Source organism: Paenibacillus sp. CR_12, from assembly GCF_041953985.1.
GTDB classification, from domain to species: domain Bacteria; phylum Bacillota; class Bacilli; order Paenibacillales; family Paenibacillaceae; genus Paenibacillus_AQ; species Paenibacillus_AQ lautus_A.
The window spans coordinates 1772570-1792916 of the sequence record NZ_JAVFHO010000002.1 but is presented as its reverse complement, the minus strand read 5'-3'; the positions used below and the strand labels follow the sequence as shown (position 1 = coordinate 1792916).

Genomic DNA, 20347 nt, shown 5'->3' with positions numbered 1-20347 from the left:
ATATGGGGCCTCGCAAAAGATTGAACACCTTCAGACGTGATTACCAGCTGTGGATTATGATTTTTCCGGCGATTGCCGTCATTCTGTTGTTTAACTACGTGCCGATGTACGGCATCCAGCTTGCGTTTAGGGATTACGATTTCAGCCAAGGCTTGACCGGCGGAGAGTGGCGCGGGCTCGCCTACTTTCAGCAATTCATCGACAGTTACCTGTTCACCGATTTGATGCGAAACACGTTTCTGATCAGTCTGGCCACGATCGTGCTCGGCTTTCCGGCCCCGATCATCTTAGCGCTCATTCTAAACCAGATTCGCCGAAAAAGAATGAAGCAGGTGATGCAGACCACCGTATACCTGCCCCATTTCATATCCATCATCGTGCTGGTCGGGATGCTGAACGTGCTGCTGTCCTCCGAAACCGGGGTTGTCGGTCACTTTATGAAGGCCGTGGGGCTGGGGCATATCAATTTGCTAGCCTCCACCTCGACCTTTATTCCGGTGTACGTGCTCTCCGACATATGGCAGCACTGCGGCTGGAACAGCATTATCTATCTTGCGGCCTTGTCCACCGTGGATCCCCAGCTGTACGATGCCGCCAAGATCGATGGGGCCAGCCGCTGGCAGACGATCCGGTACGTCGACATTCCCGCACTCGTTCCAACCATCATCATCCTGTTCATTCTCAGCATGGGGAATATCCTCGGGACCGGCTTCGAGAAAATATTCCTGATGCAGAATTCGCTGAACCTTCCCGTCTCGGAGGTCATAGCCACCTATGTTTACAAAATCGGGATCATCTCCAACCAGTTCAGCTTGGCTTCGGCCATCGGTTTGTTTAACACGCTCATCAATTTCGTATTTCTGTATGCGATGAACACGATATCGAAGAGAATGTCGGAAACGAGCTTATTCTAATGATCGGGGAAGGAGAAACGGTTGTGGAACATGAAACTGCCAGAATGCGCATCAACGGCAAGGAGCTGGGATTTAAGATCATCTTGGGTTTTCTGTGCGTATTGATTTTTCTGCTGATTGCCTATCCGCTGTATTTTATCATCATTGCTTCGTTCAGCGACTCAACGCTCGTCTCTACGGGGAAGGTCATGTTTATCCCCAAAAATGTTAGTTTTTTCGGTTACCAGGAAATTTTCAAGGATATGCGGATTTGGACCGGGTACCGAAATACGTTGTTTTACACGGTGTTCGGCACCCTGGTGAACATGCTGTTCACGCTTCCGGCAGCTTATGTGCTGTCCAGAAAGGAATTTCGCGCCAGGCGCATCATCATGTTTATTTTCGTGATCACGATGTTCTTCAACGGCGGGCTGATTCCGACCTATTTATTGATGAAGGGTCTTGGCTTGACCAACACGATCTGGGTGTTTATTCTCCCGTTCTCCGTGAATGTGTTTTATTTGATCATTGCGAGGACGTTCTTTGAAAACTCGCTGCCGCAGGAGCTGCATGAAGCCGCCGTCATGGACGGCTGCTCTCACTTTACCTTCTTCTTCAAAGTGGCTTTGCCGCTGTCCAAAGCGCTGGTCTCCGTCATCGGGCTCTATTATTTGGTGGGGCATTGGAACGATTTCTTTACGGCGCTGGTCTATATCCGGGATACGAAGCTCCAGCCGCTGCAGATCGTTCTGCGGGATATCCTGCTGTCGAACCAGGTATTCTCGAGCGGTGCGGGAACGGGCGGGGATGCCGGGGGGTACGCGCAGCGATATGCCGACCAGATCAAGTACGGCGTCATTATCGTTTCGACGCTTCCGATTCTGCTCATTTATCCGTTTATGCAAAAATATTTCGAGAAAGGCGTCATGATCGGCTCCATTAAAGGTTAATGCACGATTTACGACTTAGATGATAAGGCAATAAAAGGGGGCTGTCCCGAAAGATCCTGGATCTGGCGGGAGGCCCCTATGTTATGTCAAATAGCGGGAGAAGGCACCTCCGGCATTTCAGACCGGGGGCGCCTCGGGCGTAAATCAGGATCAGGACTCGTGCTTGCTTTCATCCTTAAAGTAGATTCCGTTGCCGGAATCATCCTGGGCACTCAACCAGAGGCCGTCGGGAGTTTCGCCCGGTTCGCCGATCAATTGCAGCTTGCCGGGGTTGTTCTCGTATATATCCCGGACAGAGGGCACGAGAAAAACAGGTCCGGCAGCATCCTGGCTTCCTTCCGAGACTTGTCCAACCATCAATTCCACGTTGAAGTGGCTGGCGTAGAATTGGGCATCATTCTGGCGGAGGCATTGCGTGCCGCATTTGCGCAAGTCGTGGAACACGGAGGCGATGAGGTCGGTATTAAACAGATTATTATCGTCATAAATGAATGTTTAGGTCATCCTTCACATGAATAGCAGCATACGGGTTGTTTTCTCAGATAAGGCCCAAAGGAACTAATGCAGGCAAGCTCCAAAAAGCGCAGCTCCATCTTCCCAAACGACATACGATTATCTTATGGCCGTTCCCGGATCATCTCCACGAAATTCATGGCGGCAGCGGATAACGCTTCATGCTTGCGGGTGCAAACCGCAATGATATTTTGCAGCACGATGCCATCGACGTATACCTGGCTGAGCTCACCGCGCTCCACGTATTCCCGCACTACGAGCGAAGACACGAAGTTGGCTCCGTATCCGGCAATGACGGCCGTGATCGCTTCGTGCAGGCCGTTGAATTGCAGCGTGATGCGGGGCGAAGGCGCGCTGTGGGTGCGGCATAAGGCAAATAACCGTTCCCGCGTCGAGCTTCCTTCCTCACGCATGACAAAGGGCTCTCTCATCATCTCGTCCAGGGAGATATGCTGATTGGCATAACGGTGGTCGGGGGAGACGACAAACCACAGCTCATCCCGGAACAGCTCCTCGGTCTGTATCGTATCCGGCGATTCCTCAGGGAGGCCGCCGTATATCGCAAGATCCACGTCCATGTTCAGCAGCTGCTTAAGCGCATCGCTGGAATTCGTGGTGGTAATGCTCATTTCGACGTCTTCGTACCGCTGCTTGTATTTTGCGAGCCAGGCCGGCAGAAGAAAATGGGAGGGGAGGTAGGTTGCGGCCAGTCGGATATGCCCCCTCGAACCGCTGCGGTAATCCCGGCAGAATTGTTCGATCTGCTGCTCAACCGAGAAGAGCCTTTTGGCAAGGGGGAGCAGCTCGGCGCCAGCCTGCGTCAATCCGATGCCTCTGCCCTGCGGCTTGAACAGGGTAAGGGAAAGCTCCTTTTCGAATTTCTTAACCTGTGCCGTTATGGCCGGCTGGCTTATATTTAATAATTCGGCAGCCCGGGTGACGCTGCCGGTTGTGGCAATGACGTGAAACAGCCGTAAGGCATGTAAATTCATATGGAGCCGCACTCCTGTCTAATTTATATATTATATTTATATAACCCATTTAATTATATATTATTTTTATAATATTAAATCACATACAATGAATGTGTAAAATCCAATTTGAAGTTTAAGGGAGGAAACAGGCATGAAAGCGAATGCGAATGATGCTGCGACTTGGGGTAAAGTGGACGATTATGTGACGGAACATTTGATTCCTTATGACGAGGTGCTGGAGAAGGTGTTGGCCGCAAACCGGGAGGCAGGCTTGCCTGAGATCGATGTATCTCCCGCTCAGGGCAAGCTGCTGAACGTGATCGTTCAGATCAAGGGAGCGAAACGAATCTTGGAGATCGGTACGCTTGGCGGTTTCAGCACGATCTGGATGGCTAGGGGGATCGGGGCAGAAGGGCGGCTGATTTCATTGGAGCTCGATCCGCATCATGCGAAGGTTGCCAAATCCAACGTAGCGTTGGCTGGACTGGAGGATAGGGTCAGCATCCGCGTAGGCGATGCATTGGCGCAGCTGGAGCAGCTGGCTAAGGAAAAGGCGGATCCGTTCGATCTGATATTCATCGATGCCGATAAACCGAACAATCCGAATTATTTGAAGTGGGCGCTGCAGTTCTCCAAGGCCGGCACCGTCATCATTAGCGATAATGTCATCCGGAACGGAGAAGTCGTCGATTATCACAGCACAGACCCTCGGGTGCATGGCATCCGAAAATTCATGGATATGCTGTCGGCAGACTCCTCGATTGCCGGCACGGCCATTCAAACGGTTGGAAGCAAGGGATATGACGGGTTTTATATCGGAATTGTGCAGTAGAGGACATAACGGCCCGTACCATGCTCTGAATGCGATAGCCCTGCCCTTACGGAAGAATGGCATGAAGATTCCGATATTTGGGAGGGAGCGACAAAAGGGCTGCATCCCCCGTATGCCTAACGAGGGTGCAGCCCTTTTTATCGTATTCAACATAATATGTTAATTACATCTTTAGGTCATGACCCGTTCTGGAAGCGTCGCCCTGTTCCTTAGGGCTGAACGGCCACCAGTTGGCCCGGCCGAAGATGCGAACCATCACCGGCACGAAGAATGGCAGGAACAGGAGTGCATAAAGCACAAGTCCTACCAAGACGACCGTGGCGATCTGCATCATGGACAATACGCCGGATGGATACATGGCCGCAAAGGTACCGCCAAGAATGACCACCGCGGACAGAATGACCGTGCCCATGTTGCGCATGGCATGGAGAATGGCATCCTGAACGTTCCAGGCTTTGTTCTCGTTGAAGCGTGCCATCAGGAAGATGCTGTAATCCACCCCTAGCGCGATCAGCATGACAAAGCTGAAGAACGGCGTGGCCCAAGTAATGCCGGAATACCCGAAGCCGTGGACGAAGATCATCTCCGTAACGCCGACGGCGGTAAAGTACGTGATGACAAGCGAAATAATCAGGTAGATCGGCATCACGATGGATCGCAGCAGCACGACCAGGATAATGAAGATTCCGCTCAGCATGAGAATCACGGTACGCGTGTAATCTTCATTCGAGATGCTCTGCAAATCGTTGTTGGTGCTGGTAATGCCGCTGATGGCAACCTCGGCGTTCTCCAGCTTCGTGTCTTTTACTGCACGGTCGACGGCTGCCTGAATCTGTTCGACGCTGCCCAGCGCTTCTTCGCTGTACGGATTGGTTGACAGCACCACATCCAGCGTCATCACTTTGCGGTCATCGGACAAGTAGGTATCGAATACCGTCTGGAATTCTTCGTTCTCCAGGGCTTCCTGCGGGATGAAGAATCCGCTGAGGTCCTCATCCTGAACGTCCTGAATTTGCTGCAGGTAATCCTGAGCGGAATGCAGTCCGTCCGAAATTTGTTTCAGCCCGTCGGCGCTGGAATTCAGACCTTCCGTCAGCTCTCCGATCTGTCCGGTAAGATCGCCGAACCCGTCGGCAAGCTGCTTCTGGCCGCCCTGCAGCTGGTCCAGCCCGCCCGTAATGGAAGGGATCTGGCTTACGATTTGGCCCTGCCCGTTAGCGGCTTGCGAGAGGCCGGATTGAAGCTCCGCGATCCCGGACACAAGCTGCTGCAGACCGTCGGCAAGCGCCGTTTGCCCTGCGGCTGCCTTGGCGTAGCCGGCGTTGGCTTCCGACAAGCCTGCCGATGCGCCCTTAAGCTGCTCGGAGATCTGTCCCAACCCCGCGGCCAGCTCTGCCGTGCCTGCTGCCGTTTGGGTAACGGTGCCTTTAATCGTTTGATAATCGGTATCCTGAACGAGTTCCGGATGGCTGCTCTCCAATCCCGTGAAGGAGCCTTCAAGTCCTTTCAGAGCAGCGGCAACGCCGCCCAGCTGTTCCTGGATTCCGGCAACGCCGCCGTTTAGGGCCGCTAATCCGGTGTCGAGCTGTTTGTAGCCTTGAAGCAGCTGGTCGTGGGCAGCAGCCAACTCTTTCGCGCTTTGCGCTGCCTTGGCAAGTCCGGCTTTCAGCTCGCCGGCGCCGGCGCTTCCGCTTTGAATCCCTTTTTGAATGGCGCTGAGACCCTGACCAAGCTCGGTGATGCCGTCCTTCAGGTCGGCCGTTCCCTTCGTCAGCTCTTGCGCTCCCGCAGCAGCCTCATCCAGCTTCGGCGCATTCTCGCTGAGCTGCTTGCCTGCTTCGGAAAGTCCGTTCTGAATTTGGGTCAGCCCGTCTTTGGACTCTCCCAATCCTTCATTTAACGTTTTGACTTGAGTCGGAATGAGGAAATCGTTGATTTGCTCGCCGGTTGGACGCGAAAGTCCGCGAACGCTCGAAACGCCTTCAACCTTTTCCGCTTCCCGGCTGATTTTTTCCGCGAGTCCCATGTACTCCGCCGTATCCATCCGGTCATCGTTCTTGATCACGATGGTGGAAGGCAGCGACTGCCCGGGACCGAAGCTGTCCGAAATGATATTAAAGCCCTTGACCGAATCATAACTCGGACCGATTTCCTCCAGGCTGTTAAACGACAGCTTGCCGCTGTACGTAGCGAGGAAGGGCCCGACGATGACGGCCACGACGAGCATGGCGGCCCAAGGACGCTTGAGGGAGAAGGAACCGGCCGCTCCCCATAGTTTATTTTCGCTGTGTTCCAGCTTGCCGCGTGACGGCCAGAAGAGTTTCTTCCCGAGGACCGCCATGAAGAACGGCACGACCGTGACTAACGCAAGAAGCATAACCGCGATGCCGATCGCGACCGCAACCGCGGATTTATACAGAATGAACTTGGATAAACCGATGGCTGCAAAGCCGACGAATACGGCAAGACCGGAATAAAGCACGGTGCCGCCGGCTTTCCGATAAGTTTCGATAATGGCCGATTGGGTATCTTCGGACGTGGTGAGTTCTTCCTTAAACCGGCTGATCAGCAGGATGCAGTAGTCGGTTCCGATCCCGAACATGACGGCCACCATAAAGATCTGGGTGAAAGTGGATATCGGGAAGTTGAACTGGTCCACGAGAAAGGATACGACCGACTGGGACACGAGATAACTGAGCCCCACGGTCAACAGCGGCACGAACGGTGCCACGAAGGAACGGAATACAACGAACAGGATCAACAGAATAAAGATGACCGTAATATATTCCGTTTTCTTCAGGCCTTCCTCGGAGCTGACGATGGTATCTTCGTTGATGAGACCTTCGCTGGTCAGATAATGATCGGCTTGAACGCCTTCGAGCACCTGATCGACCTTCCCGGGCAGCTCTTTCACGGCCTCCTCGCCTCCGCTGACCTGAAGCGCGACCATGATGGTCTTGCCGTCTTTGGCGATGAGCGTGTCTTCCAGCTCCGTCTGCGTGAACGGTTCATTTATGGAATCGATATGTAGGCTGTCTTTATTGTCGTTTAAAGCTTGAACGCCCTGCCGGATGCTTTCCTTATCCGCTTCGCTTAACCCGTCGGGTTTGTTGAAGACAAGCGCAACCTGGTTCAGGGTTTCCCCGCCCTCGCCCCCGGAGGCTTCCTTTAGGATTTCAGCCGCGCGCGAAGAGGTATATCCATCCGGCACGGATAGCTGGCCCTTCTCCCGCACCAGGTCCGCCATGGATGGCGCGAACATAAACAGCGCGACGGCGGCCACCAGCCACAGCACGATGATGGCCCATCTTGCTTTCAGTATAGCTCTCAATTCTTTCTCCCCCCTGATTCAAACATCAATTGCCCCAGTTTCTCAAACATGGAGATAAACATTTCGATATCTTTTTCTTCAAAATGCTGCAGGTAAGGGGAGATGATCTCCCTCATCTGCTCCTGGGCCGATTCAAAAATCGTATGTCCGTACTCCGTTAAAGTCAGATACACCAGCCTGCGATCCGCTTCGTCCCGGGTTCTGTCGATAATGCCGGCATCCACGAGACGGTTGACGATGGCCGTGACCGAGCTTTTGCCGACCGCGAGCGCTTCCGCCAGATAGGATGAGGTACAGCGATCCATGCCGTTGATCAAGCGTACCACCTGAAACTGGTCGCTGGTCAGGTCTTCGCCGAGCTGCTCTCGAATCTGGGCATTGATCCGCCGCGATACCAGCAGGTAGACATCGACATACCGGTCGATCCACTGCCTTGCTTTGTCGTTCAATGATAGTTCTCCTCTCAAATAGTTCACGTATGAAACAGTTTCATTATTGAACTATATGGCAGAAGGAAGGAAAAGTCAATCTCAGGATAACGGCACATGCAGACCTCCACGGAATCATGCCCTTTGGCGGGTCTGCATGACCAGTTGATAAAAGGGGAAATATCCGCGACTAAACAGGGGGATGAGGCCTTATCGCGGATAATACGAAAATCCCGGATACTTCACGACGGGCCACTTCTCCTTGCGCAAAGCATCGGTGACTTCGTTTCCGACTCTCAGGTTATCCTGGACCAGGTCCCGAGGCGTCAAGGCCATCCATTGATTCAAGGATATATCCTCGAACCGGTCGCTTCTGAACATTTCCAGAAACCATAAGGATTCCGTCCCCGTGTTCTGTATGTAGTGGCCGAAGGCAAAAGGCACGTAACCGACGTCGCCGGCCCTGTAATCGAAGGTCCGAGCTGCTCCATTGCCGGCGAATACGGTCATTCTTCCCTGCCCGGTCAAGTAATACTGCCATTCGTCCTGATTCGGATGCCAATGGAGCTCCCGCATGGCGCCAGGTTTGATCTCGACCAGCGCGGCTGCAACGGTTTTGGAGATCGGGAAATTGCGGGAATCCACGATCCTTACGCTTCCGCCGGGGGTTATGACCGGTTCTTGCGCCAACAGCCGGTGCTTGAAGCTGAGCGGCACCGTTCCGTAGGGAGACTGCACCTCCTGGCTGGCAAGCGAACCCGGTACCTGGTCTTGAAAAATATAAACCTGCTCCTTCGGGATATGGGCAAAGGCGTTCTCCGGGACGCCGAAGTTGGCGGACAACACGTCCTTAGGCGTGTGGGCAAACCAGTCGGAGATCGATAAGGTGTTCAGGTCCGAGAAGTGGCCGTCGTCAAAGACCAGCAGAAATTCACAGCCTTCCTCGAGTCCTTGGATCGAGTGGGGGAGGCCGGCCGGAAAATACCAAAGGTCGCCCGGTCCCACATCCGCGATAAAATTCCTGCCGCTTGCATCCATGGCCGTAATCCGGGCGCTGCCCCATATCATGTAGGCCCATTCCGCCTGCTGATGCCAATGCAGCTCCCGAACCCCGCCGGGCGTCAGGCTCATGTTTACGCCGGCCAGCGTGGTCGCAATCGGCAGGTCCCGTACCGTAATTTCCCGCGACCAGCCGCCGTGATTCAGCTGCATATGCGTGTCGGAGAACGACATTTTCAGATTCGGCATCAAGCCCGCATCCGTGACCGGAGGTACAAGCATGTCGGGATTCTCGATATCCCTCATCACATCCCGCGGACCATAGTCCGGCCCGCCTGCACCGTCGCTGCGAATCGGCTGGGGTATACGGCCGGCATTTCCTCGTTTCTGGTTCTGATCCTCCATCATCGGTATCTCCCTCCATATGGTTAACGTAACGTATCCGGTTTAACTGCCATCCATTAAGCTTATGAGCCGGCGCTTGGCTAATATGTTGAGGAAAACGAAGTCGTCCAGGGGGAGATTCGCAATGACATATCTCACATTTGATCGAAAAGAGTGTTGACTTTTGAAAGCGCTGCACATACAATAGGTCTCAAATAGATCTATGATAGATCTATCATAGATTCAGGAGGGACGAGCATGAACGATAATGAGCTGCTGCTTGCTTTCTATGGCGATGATTTTACGGGTTCGACGGATGCGATGGAGGCGCTGGCCCGAAGCGGTTACCGCACGGTGCTGTTTTTGGAAGCTCCTTCGCTCGATCGGCTCAAGAAGTTTGAAGGCCTGCGCTGCATAGGGGTAGCGGGCACCAGCAGAGCCAAATCCCCGGAGGATATGGAGGCCGAGCTCCGGCCGGTATTTGAGAAGCTGTCCATGAGCGGCGCGCCGCTCGTTCACTATAAGACGTGCTCTACCTTCGATTCGTCACCGGAGGTTGGCAGTATAGGCCGCGCGATCGGGGTGGCCAGAGACTATTTTTCCGATCAGGTTACGGTTCCGCTGCTGGTCGGAGCGCCACGCCTCGGACGTTATACGCTGTTCGGACAGCATTTTGCGAAAATGCATGATACGGTGTACCGCTTGGACCGGCATCCCGTCATGTCGCAGCATCCATCCACGCCGATGCATGAGGCCGATTTGCGTCTTCATCTCGCGGAGCAGACGGCCGATACGATTGCATTGATGGATATCGTTGAACTGGATGGAGACGCGGATGCGGTTCTTGGCCGATATCGTGATAAACTGGAAGAGAAGCCGGGAATTCTGCTGTTCGATGCCTTGGATGAGGACAGGCTCAAGCGGTGCGGCCAGCTGATTCAGGACAAACCCGAAGGGGCGGGGGCATTCGTTGTCGGTTCGTCCGGCGTCGAATACGCTTTGGCTGCCCATTGGGATGAGCTCGGGCTCGCTGCCCCTTCGTCTGAGAAAATCGCGCCCGCAGCGCCCGTCCGGCCTACCGATACGATTCTGGCGGTGTCCGGGAGTGCTTCGCCGGTCAGTCGGCTTCAGATTGAGCGGGCGATAGCCGCGGGTTTCCGCGGCATTCGCATTACGCCGGACGCCATTGAAGATACCCAGGGAACGGCCCGGTCGGAGCTTGTTCGACAAGCTATAGACGTTCTCGCAGAAGGACAAAGCGTTGTGCTCTATACGGCGCTTGGCCCGGAGGATGAAGCGATCGGCGAGACCCGGACGCGATTGAAGGCCATGGGTTTCACCGGAGCGGAAGCGGGCGAGTTTATCGGCAGAAGCCTCGGGAAGTTAACCAAGCAGATCATGGGGCAAGCCAAGCTCGGCCGGATTGTCGTCGCTGGAGGAGACACCTCCGGTTTTGTCACCAGCGAAATGGGCGCCTACGGGCTGGAGATGATATGGGACGTATCCCCGGGAGCTCCGCTCTGCAGGGTATATTCGGACGACGCCAGCCTTGACGGCCTTGAATTGGCTCTCAAGGGCGGGCAGCTGGGATCACCGGATTATTTTATCAGCGTACGGGATGCCGGGTTCCCTGAACTGGATCAATAGCACGGATCAATTGCCAAGATAGGAGAATCAACGAATGACGATGGATAAAAGCAAAGGGACTGCTTCTTCACTTCTGTTAAAAGACGTGGCCTACAATGAAATCAAGGAAAGCATTCTGAACGAGAAGTTCGAGCCGGGGCGTTTCTTGTCCGAGCGGGAATTGATTGAGCTGCTGGGTATGAGCAAGACGCCGATCAAAGCGGCGTTGACGCGGCTGGAAGCCGAGGGCTTTGTCACCGTTTCATCAAAACAGGGCATTATCATCAACGATCTGTCCGTGAACCGGATCGTGGATATCTACGATCTTCGGATCGCGCTGGAGACGTTCAACTGCCAGCAGGTCGAATCCAGGCTTACGCCTGAGCAGATGCAGGAGCTGGAGGGCAATTTAGCCGAAACCGCCGATATCGTCAGCCGGCTTGACGTCAAGAATTTCGCACAGGCCGACCATGATTTCCACCTGATCATTTGCGAGTGTACGGGCAATCAGGAAATCCACAGGGTGCTGCTGAACTACCACGATCATCTTCAGCGAATTACCCGCCGGCATCTGCGGAAGGATCCGCACAGGATGGAGAAGTTCCTTGAGGATCATTGGAAGATCTATGAGGCCTTGAAAACCGGCAAGGAGAGCAGCGCCGACGTGATGCGCAAGCATCTTCAGGAATCGAAGCAAGCGCTTTTTATATAACAGAGAGAAACGGGATCAGACCGCCATCTTGAATTACTACGAGGGGGAGAGACAATGAAGGCTGTATATGTGGAGGATGCGTACAAAGTTGTCGTTAAAGACGTAGACGTACCGGAAATCGGGGCAGGGGAAGTTCTGATCCGGGTCAAAGCCGCCGGCATTTGCGGATCGGATATTCATACCTACAAAGGACTGCACTTGTTCCGGAAGCCGCCCGTCATTATCGGCCACGAAGTGTCCGGCGAAATCGTGAAGGTGGGCAAGGATGTCACATCTTTCAGGATCGGCGATCGGGTGACCGTGGAGCCCCAGGTCGGCTGCGGCAAATGCGATTACTGCTTGACGGGAAGGACGAATTACTGCGCCGAACGGGGAGCGCCGGGCCTCAAGGGCTGGTACGGTTCGATGGCCGAGTATTTCGCGGCGCCGGAGGCATGCGTGTTCAAACTGCCGGATCAGCTGGACCATGAGCTGGGCGTGTTGGTTGAGCCCTTCGCGGTAGGGGTCCATGCGGTACGCAAGGCCGGGATTGAAGTCGGAGACAAGGTCGCCATCCTCGGTGCCGGACCGATCGGGCTGCTCGCCATGACGGCTGCCAAGGCTGCTGGCGCTACCACGCTCATGGTGACGGACGTCATGGATTATGCGCTGGCATCCGCGAAAGATATGGGGGCGACCCATACCCTGAACATTCGCGGCAAAGAACATTGGACCGAGGAAGCCAAGAAGGAGATTGCCGGCGAGTTCGATAAGGTGCTGATTGCTGCCGGGGTACCCGGGATCGTGGATGACGCCCTTGCGTTGCTTCGCAAAGGCGGCCGATGCGTAACGATCGCCATGTTCCATGGCACGCAAACCTTCGATATCGTGAATCTGCAGCAGACCGAGAAGGAGATTGTGGGCTGCATGACATACACACGCGAGGATACCATTTCCGCCATCGATTTGTTGGCTAGTGGAGCGGTGGACGTTGGAGCCGTCATATCCCATCGGCTGCCTTATGAAGATGCCGCGGAAGGGTTCCGCCTGGTCGACAAGAAGGAGGACTCATCCCTGAAGGTCATCGTCACCTTTTAATTACCAACATATCCCCGCAGCTTCTGCTTTCAGTGGCGGAGGCTGCAGGAACTTCATATCAGATTGGGGGAACGACAAATGTGGAAAAGACTCGCAGTTGTCATGGTGGCTGCACTGCTCGTTGTAAGCGCTTTATTTATGACGAAGCCGAATACGGATGATGGCCCGATCAAGCTAAGGCTAGGTCACATTACGGGTGAATCCGATCCGTGGCATCTGGGCGCGCTCAAGTTTGCGGAACTGGTCAAGGAGAAAACGGGCGGCGAGATTGAGGTAGAGGTGTACGCCAGCTCGATGCTCGGGAATGACCGTGACCTGATCGAGGGGATGCAGATCGGGTCCGTGGATTTTGCCCTGCCGGCGGGCGTGTTATCGAATTTCTACAGTCCTTATGCCATCTTGGAGCTGCCGTATTTGTTCCGGGACAAGCAGCATTTGGAGAACGTGCTCTATGGAGACGTCGGCGATGAACTGAAGCAGAGCCTGCTTGACAATGCCGAGGTCCGCGGCCTGGAGTTCTGGATGAGAACCCCGCGCGAGCTGACGGCCAACAAGAAGATCGAAACGCCCGGCGATCTGCGCGGCTTAAAAATCCGCGTACCGGAAATTCCGGCTTCCATTGCGGCTTGGGAGGCGATGGGCGCGACGCCGACGCCTATGGCTTTTGGCGAAGTGTATTCTTCGCTTCAAACCGGGGTTATTGACGCGCAGGAAAATCCGGTTGCTTTTACCGCCAGCTCCAAGATTCAGGAAGTCCAGAAGTATATGATGATGACCGATCATGTATACGGTTACGTAATGCTCGCTATGAGTGAAGTGACGTATCAACGCTTGAATGAGTCTCAGCGTCAGGCTATTGAAGAAGCGGCCAAGGAAGCGACGGAATACGAGAATCAGCTGGTCTTTGAACAGGAAGAGCAGATCATCAATGAGCTTAAGGATTTCGGTACGGAGTTCGTGGAAGTGGATAAGGGACCGTTCGAGGCGGCGGCCAAATCGGTGCATGAACGCTTTGCCAACCTGTACGGAAGAGAGCTGTACGACAAAATCATCAACACGCCATAACCATTTTTTCTTCAAGAGGGGGGATAAGCCATGCGGCAGACATTAAAAGCGATCGATACGCTCAACAAACTCGTAGGCATCGCAGTGGCCATGATCCTGGGTGTCATGTCCATCCTGATTATCATGCAGATTATTTACCGGATTGTCGGGTATCCGCTTCACTGGTCCGAGGAGCTGGCCAGATACTTGATGGTATACCTTGTTTTCCTGGGTTCCTCGCTGGCGCTGCGCCATCATCGGCTGGTAGCGATCGAGCTGCTGCCGGAGCTCGTGAGCGAAGTCAACCGAAAGGTGATTCGCATCACCGTCATGGCGATATGCATCGTGTTTTTCGTTCTTTTGCTGGTCCAGGGCATCGATATTTTGAACCGGGTCTCCGTGCAATCGTCGGCAGCGATGGGGCTTAGCATGTCGGTTCCTTATGCAGCTATTCCGATTGGCGCGGTGCTGCTCATCATCAATGCGGTAGCGGTCATTCTGGAAACGATCGTTTCCGATACCATCCCGCCAGCGAAGGAGGAAGGATTATAATGCCTATCGTACTATTCGGATGTTTGATCCTGTTCTTCGCCATCAGCGTTCCGATTGCCGTTTCGATGGGAATGGCGTCTGCGGTGGCGATCTGGTGGGAAGGCGGCACGCCGCTGCTTGTACTCGTCCAGCGTTCGTTCACGTCAACCGATTCATTCCCGCTTATGGCGATTCCGTTCTTCGTGTTCGCGGGCACCTTGATGGAATTCGGCGGAATTTCAAGACGGCTGGTGAATCTGGCGAATGCGCTTACAGGCCATTTGCCAGGCGGACTTGGACTCGTAACGATTGTAACCTCGATGTTCTTTGCCGCCATATCCGGTTCCTCCGCCGCGGCAACCGCGGCGCTGGGCAGCATCCTGATCCCGGCCATGATCTCCCGGGGCTATCATAAGAACTTTACGGGTGCCCTTCAAGCGACGTCCGGTGAGCTGGGGGTTATCATTCCGCCAAGCATCCCGTTGATTCTATACGGGGTCGCTGCCGAAACATCGATCGGCGATCTGTTTATGGCGGGGCTTATTCCAGGAATTATGATTGGTTTATCGCTGATGATTGCCGTTTATATCATTGCGAAACGAAAAGGCTATGCACGCGAGAAGAGAAAGAGCCCTGCTGAAGTATGGCAGGCCTTCAAGGAATCCTTCTGGGCGGTCCTTATGCCGATCATCATTCTCGGCGGAATATACGGCGGCATCTTCACGCCGACCGAAGCTGCAGGCGTAGCCGTAGCGTATGCGTTCATCGTTGGCGTATTCGTGTATAAGGAGATTAAATTCTCCAAGCTGATCAACATTCTGACGCAATCCACGATTACGACTTCCGTCATCATGTTCATCATTGCAAGCGCAGGATTGTTCAGCTGGATCATGACGCGGGAAGGCATTCCGCAGGCGGTTGCAGGCTTTTTCGTGAACATATCCGACAATCCGATCGTGTTCCTGCTGCTGGTCAACGTGTTCCTGCTCATCGTGGGCATGTTCATGGAGTCCAATGCGTCCATCATCATTCTGGCACCTCTGCTGGCGCCGGTAGCGGCCGAATTCGGCATCGATCCGACCCATTTCGGCATCATCATGATCGTGAACCTGGCGATCGGGATGTGCACGCCGCCGCTCGGCATCAATCTGTTCATATCGGCCCAAATCGCGAAGATCCGGCTGGATCAAATCACAAGGGGCATGGTGCCCTTCTATATCGTGTTGATCATTGACCTGTTGCTGATTACGTATCTTCCGCAATTGTCGATGTTCCTGCCGAACCTGTTAGGCGGCAAATAGCGGTATGCGGGTAGGTACTCGTCTTATAAGTAATTATTGGGTGTAAAATAAGTATTGAAATACAGGAGGTATTGATCATGGCTAGCGCGGAAACGATTAGAAAAGAACTGCAGCATACCGGCAAATATATGATGCAATATGACCTTGCGTGGGGCAATGCGGGGAATATCTCTGCGAGAACGGAAGGGGACCGTTACGTGGTTACGGCGAGCGGGACGTTCCTAGGCGAATTGGAGGAAGCGGACTTGATCGAATGCGATCTGTCCGGAAACGTATATGGCGCAGATGGCCGCAAACCGTCCAAGGAAACGCCCATGCATCGGGCGATTTACGAGAGCCGTCCGGAGATCGGCGCGGTGCTCCATGCTTCTCCGTTCTACACAACGCTGATTGCCTGCTCCGACCTGGAGCTCCCCTCCAATATGTTCGTCGAGACGATGTATTATCTCGAACGGATCGAACGCGTGCCTTATTATCATCCGGGGAGCGATGCGCTGGGCGAGGGCGTTCGGGAAAAGGCCAAGATCGCCAATGTGCTGCTGTTAGAAAACCATGGCGTGGTGGTGTACGATACGACCATTCGCGAAGCGCGGATGGCCCTGCAGACATTGGAAGTGGCCAGCCGGATGCTGATTACTTCGATGAGCGCCAAGGTTGGAATTCAGGGTCTTGGCCCAGAGACGGAGCGGGATTTCCTGGAGAAGGCAGGTTATAAGCCAAGGCGCAACTGGAGTTTGTAGGATAACGCCAAATCGTAACGAATCGAAATGCCGTCGGATGATCAGATCCGGCGGCATTTTTTCTTGTGAACGCAGTTATAGGCGGGGCTAACTAACTCTACTCTTATAAGTAAAATGCCGCTGAATGCGGTCTGATTGCTGAGAAAGTACGTCGATAGACGTTTTTCTTGTATTGTTCTGCAACCTGCGGCTTGAAACGTCAAGCAGTCGCTGTGTTTTCCTGCAGGGCACCGTTATCGGAGACTACGTATTTATGCGGTGCGGCGCGATTCGTTTCCCAAGCGTTAAACCAAACCAGACCAGAAACAGAATGAGAGGCAGGGAGATCAGGGTTCCCATCGCGAATGCCGTGGCATCCACGATTCCAGTGGACAGCAGGCGGTTGAGCGCATAAATTCCGTATGGAATTTCAAGGACCGCAGCTGTAATGACGCCAGGGGTGTATGCCTTCAGCGCGATTGAGGCCCCCACATGTTTCACGCCGTCCAGCAGGAACACCGTAACGAACCCCGCGAACAGGCCGTTGAACGGGCTGCCGATATCGAAGGCGCGCGCCGTTAGAAACGTTACGCAGGTGAGGATGAACCCGATCAGCAGTACGGCAAAGGAGAATTGCAGGGTGATGTTCTTATCCCATGGAATGGAGACGGGCGAAAATTTCGTGATCCAGGGGCTGTTCTTGTTCTTCCTGAGCCACCATTCCATCGTGGCAATCTCTTCTCCGTCGTGAATGAAAAATACAACCGGCAGCAGCCACAACAACATGACGAAATTCCAATCTGGCATGAATGACAGCATAATCCTCATTTCTCCCTTCAATCTACGTAATATTCGACGAGGTAATCGCGGAAGGAAATCGCGGCCTTGGACAAGTATCTGGATTCCAGCCATGCGATTTGGAATACCCGGCGTGCGAGAGGTTCTTGAATGCTGAGCTTCGTCAGCTTTAATTCCTCGCTGCTTCTGCATTCCCCGATTAAAGCCACGCCAAACCCCGAACGGACCAGATCGGCGATGGTCCCGGGGTCTTCCACCTCGCAGACGACCTTCGGTTGAAAACCGGCTTGTTTGCAAAACTCGTTATTCATCTTCTGATACGGATGGCCCTCTTTATAACCCACAAAGGATTCTCCGGCAGCCTCGCTTAAGCGGATGCGATTGTTTCCGGCTAAGCGGTGGGTGGGGGGAACGGCCAAGAATACCTCTTCCACGTGCAATGGCAAGCTGCGTATATCCGGATGCCGAACGGGCATGGAAGTCAGAAAGAAATCCACTTCATTATGTTCAATCGTCTGAACCATATCCTCCATCGAGGACTGGATAATATGAAAGTTGACCTTCGGATGTTCGCGCAGAAACAAACGTAAAGGCTCGCGGAGCTGCTCCATGTTGGACAAGGCCAAATGAATGCGCCCATGCTCCAGCCCCGCAAGATCTTCCACTTCCCGCCGTCCCTCTTCCAGCAGCTGCAGGGCAGCGGTGGCTTTCGCCAAAAATGCTCTGCCGTACGGATTGAGGCGGATTTGCCTGCCTTGGCGTTCAAATAACGGAACCCCGAGATTCTCTTCGAGTCTGGAGATCGTCTTGCTGAGCGCCGGCTGAGCAATATGGAGCTCCTCTGCGGCTTTGGTCATATGTTCAAGCCTTGCTACGGTAACAAAATACTTCAGCTGCAACATTTCCATTACGGTTCACCGTCCCTGCTTATATACTCCAGTATATATATACATAGATTATTTTGTATTTTTTATTATCTATCGATGATTATAGAATGGTCTCAGAAACAAGATCAAGGGATGCATGAAAGGATGATCGATATGAGAGCCGCTGCGTTCAGTACGATTGGACCGCCGGAAGTTTTGCGCATTATGGACTTTGAAGATCCTCAGGCCGGCAACGGCCAGATCAGGGTTAACATCAAGGCGGCAGGCGTGCAGCCGGCCGACTGCGGAATCAGGGGAAGCGGCTGGGCGCCGCCCGGGGTGACATTGCGGATGCCGCAAATTCTGGGCAACGAATTCGCCGGAACGGTTGATCAGGTCGGAGAGGGAGTGACGGACTTTGAAGTCGGGGATGGCGTCATTGGCTGGTCATTACTCGCCTGCTACGCTGAATATGTCGTGGTCAGCGCAGACCAAGTTGTACGGAAACCCGATTCGATGCCATGGGAGGAAGCGGGTGCCTTGACCGCATCGGGGCAAACCGCCCATACGGCACTTGGGATGCTAGGGGTTGGCCATAAGGATACGGTTTTGATTCATGCGGCAGCGGGGGGAGTCGGCTCCTTTGCCGTCCAGATCGCACGAGCCAGGGGAGCGCGGGTCATCGGGACCGCAAGCGAGCGAAATCATGATTATCTTCGTTCGCTGGGCGCCGTTCCCGTTGTTTATGGACCAGGCCTTGTAGACCGGGTCAAGGCTTGCGCCCCCGAGGGAGTGACAGCCGCGCTGGATGCCGCCGGCGAAGAAGCCCTGCGGGCCTCGGTGGCGCTTGTCGGCGACCGGAGCCGCATCGGAACGATCGTGGCTTTCGATCTGGTAGAAGAATTGGGGGTGCGCCCGATCCGCAGCCAGCGATCCAAGGATCGATTAGCGGAACTGGTCCAAATGTATGAACAAGGGAAGCTGAAAATCCATGTGTCGCAGACGTTCTCGCTGAGCGAAGCGGCTGAGGCGCATCGTGCCGTGGAATCCGGTCATGTCCGGGGAAAGGTCGTGCTGCGGATAGACCAGCCATGAGATCCGCGCATGATTTCAGAGAAAAGGGTTGTTCCAAGAGTAGATCTTTTACTGCCGGAACTCCCTTTTCTTTTTTTTAGCTTTGTCCCCGAATTTCTACCGTTACAAAACCATGATTGAAATTTGGGGGCAACTGCGATTGGAAGAATGATCCGTACGTGCAGCGTCATACAAAAGACGGAGGGGGCGTCCCAGACTAAGGTCCAGGAAGAAACTGGTCCGCGGCAGCGTGTGAACTTTTTCCTCCGCGATATAATGGACATATACATAAACAGGAATGGACGTGGAGGATTTGAAGAGAAAACAGAGCATGATGGCCGTGAAAATTTCGTCGCTGTTGATATTTGCCGTGCTGGTCGGATGCGATGCTGCCCAAAATGCCGATGAAGCCGTAAACCGGGAGCTTGATAAATTAGCGCAAATCGGGAACCTAGCCGGCGAATCGGCGATAGCCATCAGCGATCAAGTAAAACGGGAAGGGAAGGAGTTCGAATGGACGACGGCTCAGGAAGCCGGCACGGCCGAGGGACTGGTCATCGACCATGCCGTAGGCAATATCGAGCTTATCGCGGTACCCGGTAGCGAGGTCAACGTGAAAACAACCGTGTGGTTCAACGAAAGTTTTTTCAAGAACGATAACATTCGCACCCGGGTGACGGAGCAGGCCGCTACCTCCTTGGCGCTCCAGGATGGCATGCTGGAATTAAGGACGCATCCTAGAGACGACTCCGGCATTAGCCTGTGGGACTGGTCGCAGAAGCAGTTCGGCGATTCCGGATTCATGATCGATTATGTGATCGAGGTACCGGAAGCCCTGCAGAATATCCGTATCAAGAATGATGTCGGGAAGGTAAGGGTGAACGAGCTGAAGGGGGCTTTCGAGCTGCAGCTGGGAGCCGGGGAAGTTCAACTCAACCAAACGGAAATCACGGGCAACTCAAGGATCGTATCCGAAGCGGGCAGCATCAAGCTGGATATTGGGAAGATCGACCCTGACGGCTCGCTGACGGCCAACACATCGGCAGGCAGCATCACCGCTGCGTTCGCGCCGTCCATGAAATATACGCTGAATACCGAAACCGAGCTTGGACAGATTACAGGAGCAAGCCGGGGACAGAGCGACGTCAACGGCGGCGGAGCGAAAATATCCCTGACGACCTCGGTCGGTTCCATCAAGGTTAATCCATAAGCGGCACATACACACAAACAAACCCGGATGAGGCTCCGGGTTTGTTTTTTTGTTACAGCAATAACCAATGTGCGAATGGATAGCG

General features: G+C 54.0%; 19 protein-coding genes. 13 read left to right on the top strand and 6 right to left on the bottom strand.

Annotated features, from left to right (window positions below; genetic code table 11):
* The first annotated feature begins 2 nt into the window (after positions 1–2).
* The 3 genes from RB297_RS12000 (at position 3) to RB297_RS11990 (ending at position 2362) form a co-directional block, all read left to right on the top strand.
* Positions 3–914, top strand: a complete 912-nt coding sequence (locus tag RB297_RS12000; RefSeq protein ID WP_375120518.1) for an ABC transporter permease — start codon at positions 3–5, stop codon at positions 912–914.
* Positions 914–1843, top strand: coding sequence for a carbohydrate ABC transporter permease (locus tag RB297_RS11995; RefSeq protein ID WP_375120517.1), 930 nt, complete (start codon positions 914–916; stop codon positions 1841–1843). Before RB297_RS12000 ends, RB297_RS11995 begins: the two co-directional genes overlap by 1 nt.
* A 78-nt stretch (positions 1844–1921) precedes the next feature.
* A complete protein-coding gene (locus tag RB297_RS11990) occupies positions 1922–2362 on the top strand; it encodes a hypothetical protein (protein ID WP_375120516.1) in 441 nt (146 codons plus the stop codon).
* Positions 2363–2460: 98 nt separating this feature from the next.
* Here RB297_RS11990 and RB297_RS11985 read toward each other — a convergent pair whose 3' ends face one another.
* On the bottom strand, positions 2461–3348 hold the full coding sequence (locus RB297_RS11985; RefSeq protein ID WP_096776118.1) for a LysR family transcriptional regulator: 888 nt from the start codon (positions 3346–3348) through the stop codon (positions 2461–2463).
* A gap of 133 nt (positions 3349–3481) precedes the next feature.
* On the opposite strand from RB297_RS11985, the gene RB297_RS11980 reads away from it, so the two are divergent.
* Positions 3482–4162 (top strand): O-methyltransferase, encoded by a 681-nt coding sequence (locus RB297_RS11980; protein WP_375120515.1) that lies wholly within the window; start codon positions 3482–3484, stop codon positions 4160–4162.
* A gap of 163 nt (positions 4163–4325) precedes the next feature.
* Here the strand turns inward: RB297_RS11980 and RB297_RS11975 are convergent, their stop codons facing one another.
* The 3 genes from RB297_RS11975 to RB297_RS11965 all read right to left on the bottom strand — a co-directional run bounded on the left by RB297_RS11975 (position 4326) and on the right by RB297_RS11965 (position 9328).
* Entirely contained in the window at positions 4326–7493 is a 3168-nt protein-coding gene (locus RB297_RS11975) for an MMPL family transporter (RefSeq protein WP_375120514.1), read from the bottom strand.
* A complete protein-coding gene (locus RB297_RS11970; RefSeq protein ID WP_090909359.1) occupies positions 7490–7942 on the bottom strand; it encodes a MarR family winged helix-turn-helix transcriptional regulator in 453 nt (150 codons plus the stop codon). The genes RB297_RS11975 and RB297_RS11970 overlap by 4 nt, the downstream gene beginning before the upstream one ends.
* A gap of 189 nt (positions 7943–8131) precedes the next feature.
* Complete coding sequence (locus RB297_RS11965) at positions 8132–9328, bottom strand: oxalate decarboxylase family bicupin (protein WP_375120513.1); 1197 nt, start codon at positions 9326–9328, stop codon at positions 8132–8134.
* A gap of 234 nt (positions 9329–9562) precedes the next feature.
* Between RB297_RS11965 and RB297_RS11960 the strand changes: the two genes are divergently transcribed.
* From RB297_RS11960 to RB297_RS11930, 7 genes are all read left to right on the top strand, one after another.
* Positions 9563–10951, top strand: coding sequence for a four-carbon acid sugar kinase family protein (locus RB297_RS11960; RefSeq protein WP_375120512.1), 1389 nt, complete (start codon positions 9563–9565; stop codon positions 10949–10951).
* A 34-nt stretch (positions 10952–10985) separates the two neighbouring features.
* The gene (locus tag RB297_RS11955) at positions 10986–11642 is read left to right on the top strand and encodes a GntR family transcriptional regulator (protein WP_119847033.1); all 657 of its coding nucleotides are present in this window, start codon (positions 10986–10988) and stop codon (positions 11640–11642) included.
* 54 nt (positions 11643–11696) lie between these two features.
* Positions 11697–12719 (top strand): zinc-dependent alcohol dehydrogenase, encoded by a 1023-nt coding sequence (locus tag RB297_RS11950; protein ID WP_375120511.1) that lies wholly within the window; start codon positions 11697–11699, stop codon positions 12717–12719.
* Between the two features lie 78 nt (positions 12720–12797).
* Positions 12798–13784: a TRAP transporter substrate-binding protein gene (locus RB297_RS11945; RefSeq protein ID WP_375120510.1), complete on the top strand. Its 987-nt coding sequence runs from the start codon at positions 12798–12800 to the stop codon at positions 13782–13784.
* 30 nt (positions 13785–13814) lie between these two features.
* The gene (locus tag RB297_RS11940; protein ID WP_090909365.1) at positions 13815–14315 is read left to right on the top strand and encodes a TRAP transporter small permease; all 501 of its coding nucleotides are present in this window, start codon (positions 13815–13817) and stop codon (positions 14313–14315) included.
* Positions 14315–15595: a TRAP transporter large permease gene (locus tag RB297_RS11935; protein WP_119847036.1), complete on the top strand. Its 1281-nt coding sequence runs from the start codon at positions 14315–14317 to the stop codon at positions 15593–15595. Before RB297_RS11940 ends, RB297_RS11935 begins: the two co-directional genes overlap by 1 nt.
* 77 nt (positions 15596–15672) lie before the next feature.
* On the top strand, positions 15673–16335 hold the full coding sequence (locus RB297_RS11930; protein WP_375120509.1) for a class II aldolase/adducin family protein: 663 nt from the start codon (positions 15673–15675) through the stop codon (positions 16333–16335).
* 243 nt (positions 16336–16578) lie between these two features.
* Here the strand turns inward: RB297_RS11930 and RB297_RS11925 are convergent, their stop codons facing one another.
* Complete coding sequence (locus RB297_RS11925; protein ID WP_213579425.1) at positions 16579–17133, bottom strand: HXXEE domain-containing protein; 555 nt, start codon at positions 17131–17133, stop codon at positions 16579–16581.
* Positions 17134–17150: 17 nt separating this feature from the next.
* Positions 17151–18020 carry a LysR family transcriptional regulator gene (locus tag RB297_RS11920; RefSeq protein WP_375120508.1) on the bottom strand — a complete coding sequence of 290 codons (870 nt, stop codon included), beginning with the start codon at positions 18018–18020 and terminating at the stop codon, positions 17151–17153.
* A 132-nt stretch (positions 18021–18152) separates the two neighbouring features.
* On the opposite strand from RB297_RS11920, the gene RB297_RS11915 reads away from it, so the two are divergent.
* Positions 18153–19073: an NADP-dependent oxidoreductase gene (locus RB297_RS11915; protein ID WP_375120598.1), complete on the top strand. Its 921-nt coding sequence runs from the start codon at positions 18153–18155 to the stop codon at positions 19071–19073.
* A gap of 283 nt (positions 19074–19356) precedes the next feature.
* A complete protein-coding gene (locus RB297_RS11910; RefSeq protein WP_375120507.1) occupies positions 19357–20262 on the top strand; it encodes a DUF4097 family beta strand repeat-containing protein in 906 nt (301 codons plus the stop codon).
* Positions 20263–20347 lie beyond the last annotated feature (85 nt).

What these genes read in the sequence shown, in the direction of transcription:
- RB297_RS11985 (WP_096776118.1), bottom strand. Translation starts at nt 3,348, where the DNA reads ATGAATTTACATGCCTTACGGCTGTTTCACGTCATTGCCACAACCGGC.
- RB297_RS11960 (WP_375120512.1), top strand. Translation starts at nt 9,563, where the DNA reads ATGAACGATAATGAGCTGCTGCTTGCTTTCTATGGCGATGATTTTACG.
- RB297_RS11950 (WP_375120511.1), top strand. Translation starts at nt 11,697, where the DNA reads ATGAAGGCTGTATATGTGGAGGATGCGTACAAAGTTGTCGTTAAAGAC.
- RB297_RS11935 (WP_119847036.1), top strand. Translation starts at nt 14,315, where the DNA reads ATGCCTATCGTACTATTCGGATGTTTGATCCTGTTCTTCGCCATCAGC.
- RB297_RS11915 (WP_375120598.1), top strand. Translation starts at nt 18,153, where the DNA reads ATGAGAGCCGCTGCGTTCAGTACGATTGGACCGCCGGAAGTTTTGCGC.
- RB297_RS11930 (WP_375120509.1), top strand. Translation starts at nt 15,673, where the DNA reads ATGGCTAGCGCGGAAACGATTAGAAAAGAACTGCAGCATACCGGCAAA.
- RB297_RS11955 (WP_119847033.1), top strand. Translation starts at nt 10,986, where the DNA reads ATGACGATGGATAAAAGCAAAGGGACTGCTTCTTCACTTCTGTTAAAA.
- RB297_RS11995 (WP_375120517.1), top strand. Translation starts at nt 914, where the DNA reads ATGATCGGGGAAGGAGAAACGGTTGTGGAACATGAAACTGCCAGAATG.
- RB297_RS11990 (WP_375120516.1), top strand. Translation starts at nt 1,922, where the DNA reads ATGTTATGTCAAATAGCGGGAGAAGGCACCTCCGGCATTTCAGACCGG.
- RB297_RS12000 (WP_375120518.1), top strand. Translation starts at nt 3, where the DNA reads ATGGGGCCTCGCAAAAGATTGAACACCTTCAGACGTGATTACCAGCTG.
- RB297_RS11945 (WP_375120510.1), top strand. Translation starts at nt 12,798, where the DNA reads ATGTGGAAAAGACTCGCAGTTGTCATGGTGGCTGCACTGCTCGTTGTA.
- RB297_RS11965 (WP_375120513.1), bottom strand. Translation starts at nt 9,328, where the DNA reads ATGATGGAGGATCAGAACCAGAAACGAGGAAATGCCGGCCGTATACCC.
- RB297_RS11920 (WP_375120508.1), bottom strand. Translation starts at nt 18,020, where the DNA reads ATGGAAATGTTGCAGCTGAAGTATTTTGTTACCGTAGCAAGGCTTGAA.
- RB297_RS11940 (WP_090909365.1), top strand. Translation starts at nt 13,815, where the DNA reads ATGCGGCAGACATTAAAAGCGATCGATACGCTCAACAAACTCGTAGGC.
- RB297_RS11925 (WP_213579425.1), bottom strand. Translation starts at nt 17,133, where the DNA reads ATGCTGTCATTCATGCCAGATTGGAATTTCGTCATGTTGTTGTGGCTG.
- RB297_RS11980 (WP_375120515.1), top strand. Translation starts at nt 3,482, where the DNA reads ATGAAAGCGAATGCGAATGATGCTGCGACTTGGGGTAAAGTGGACGAT.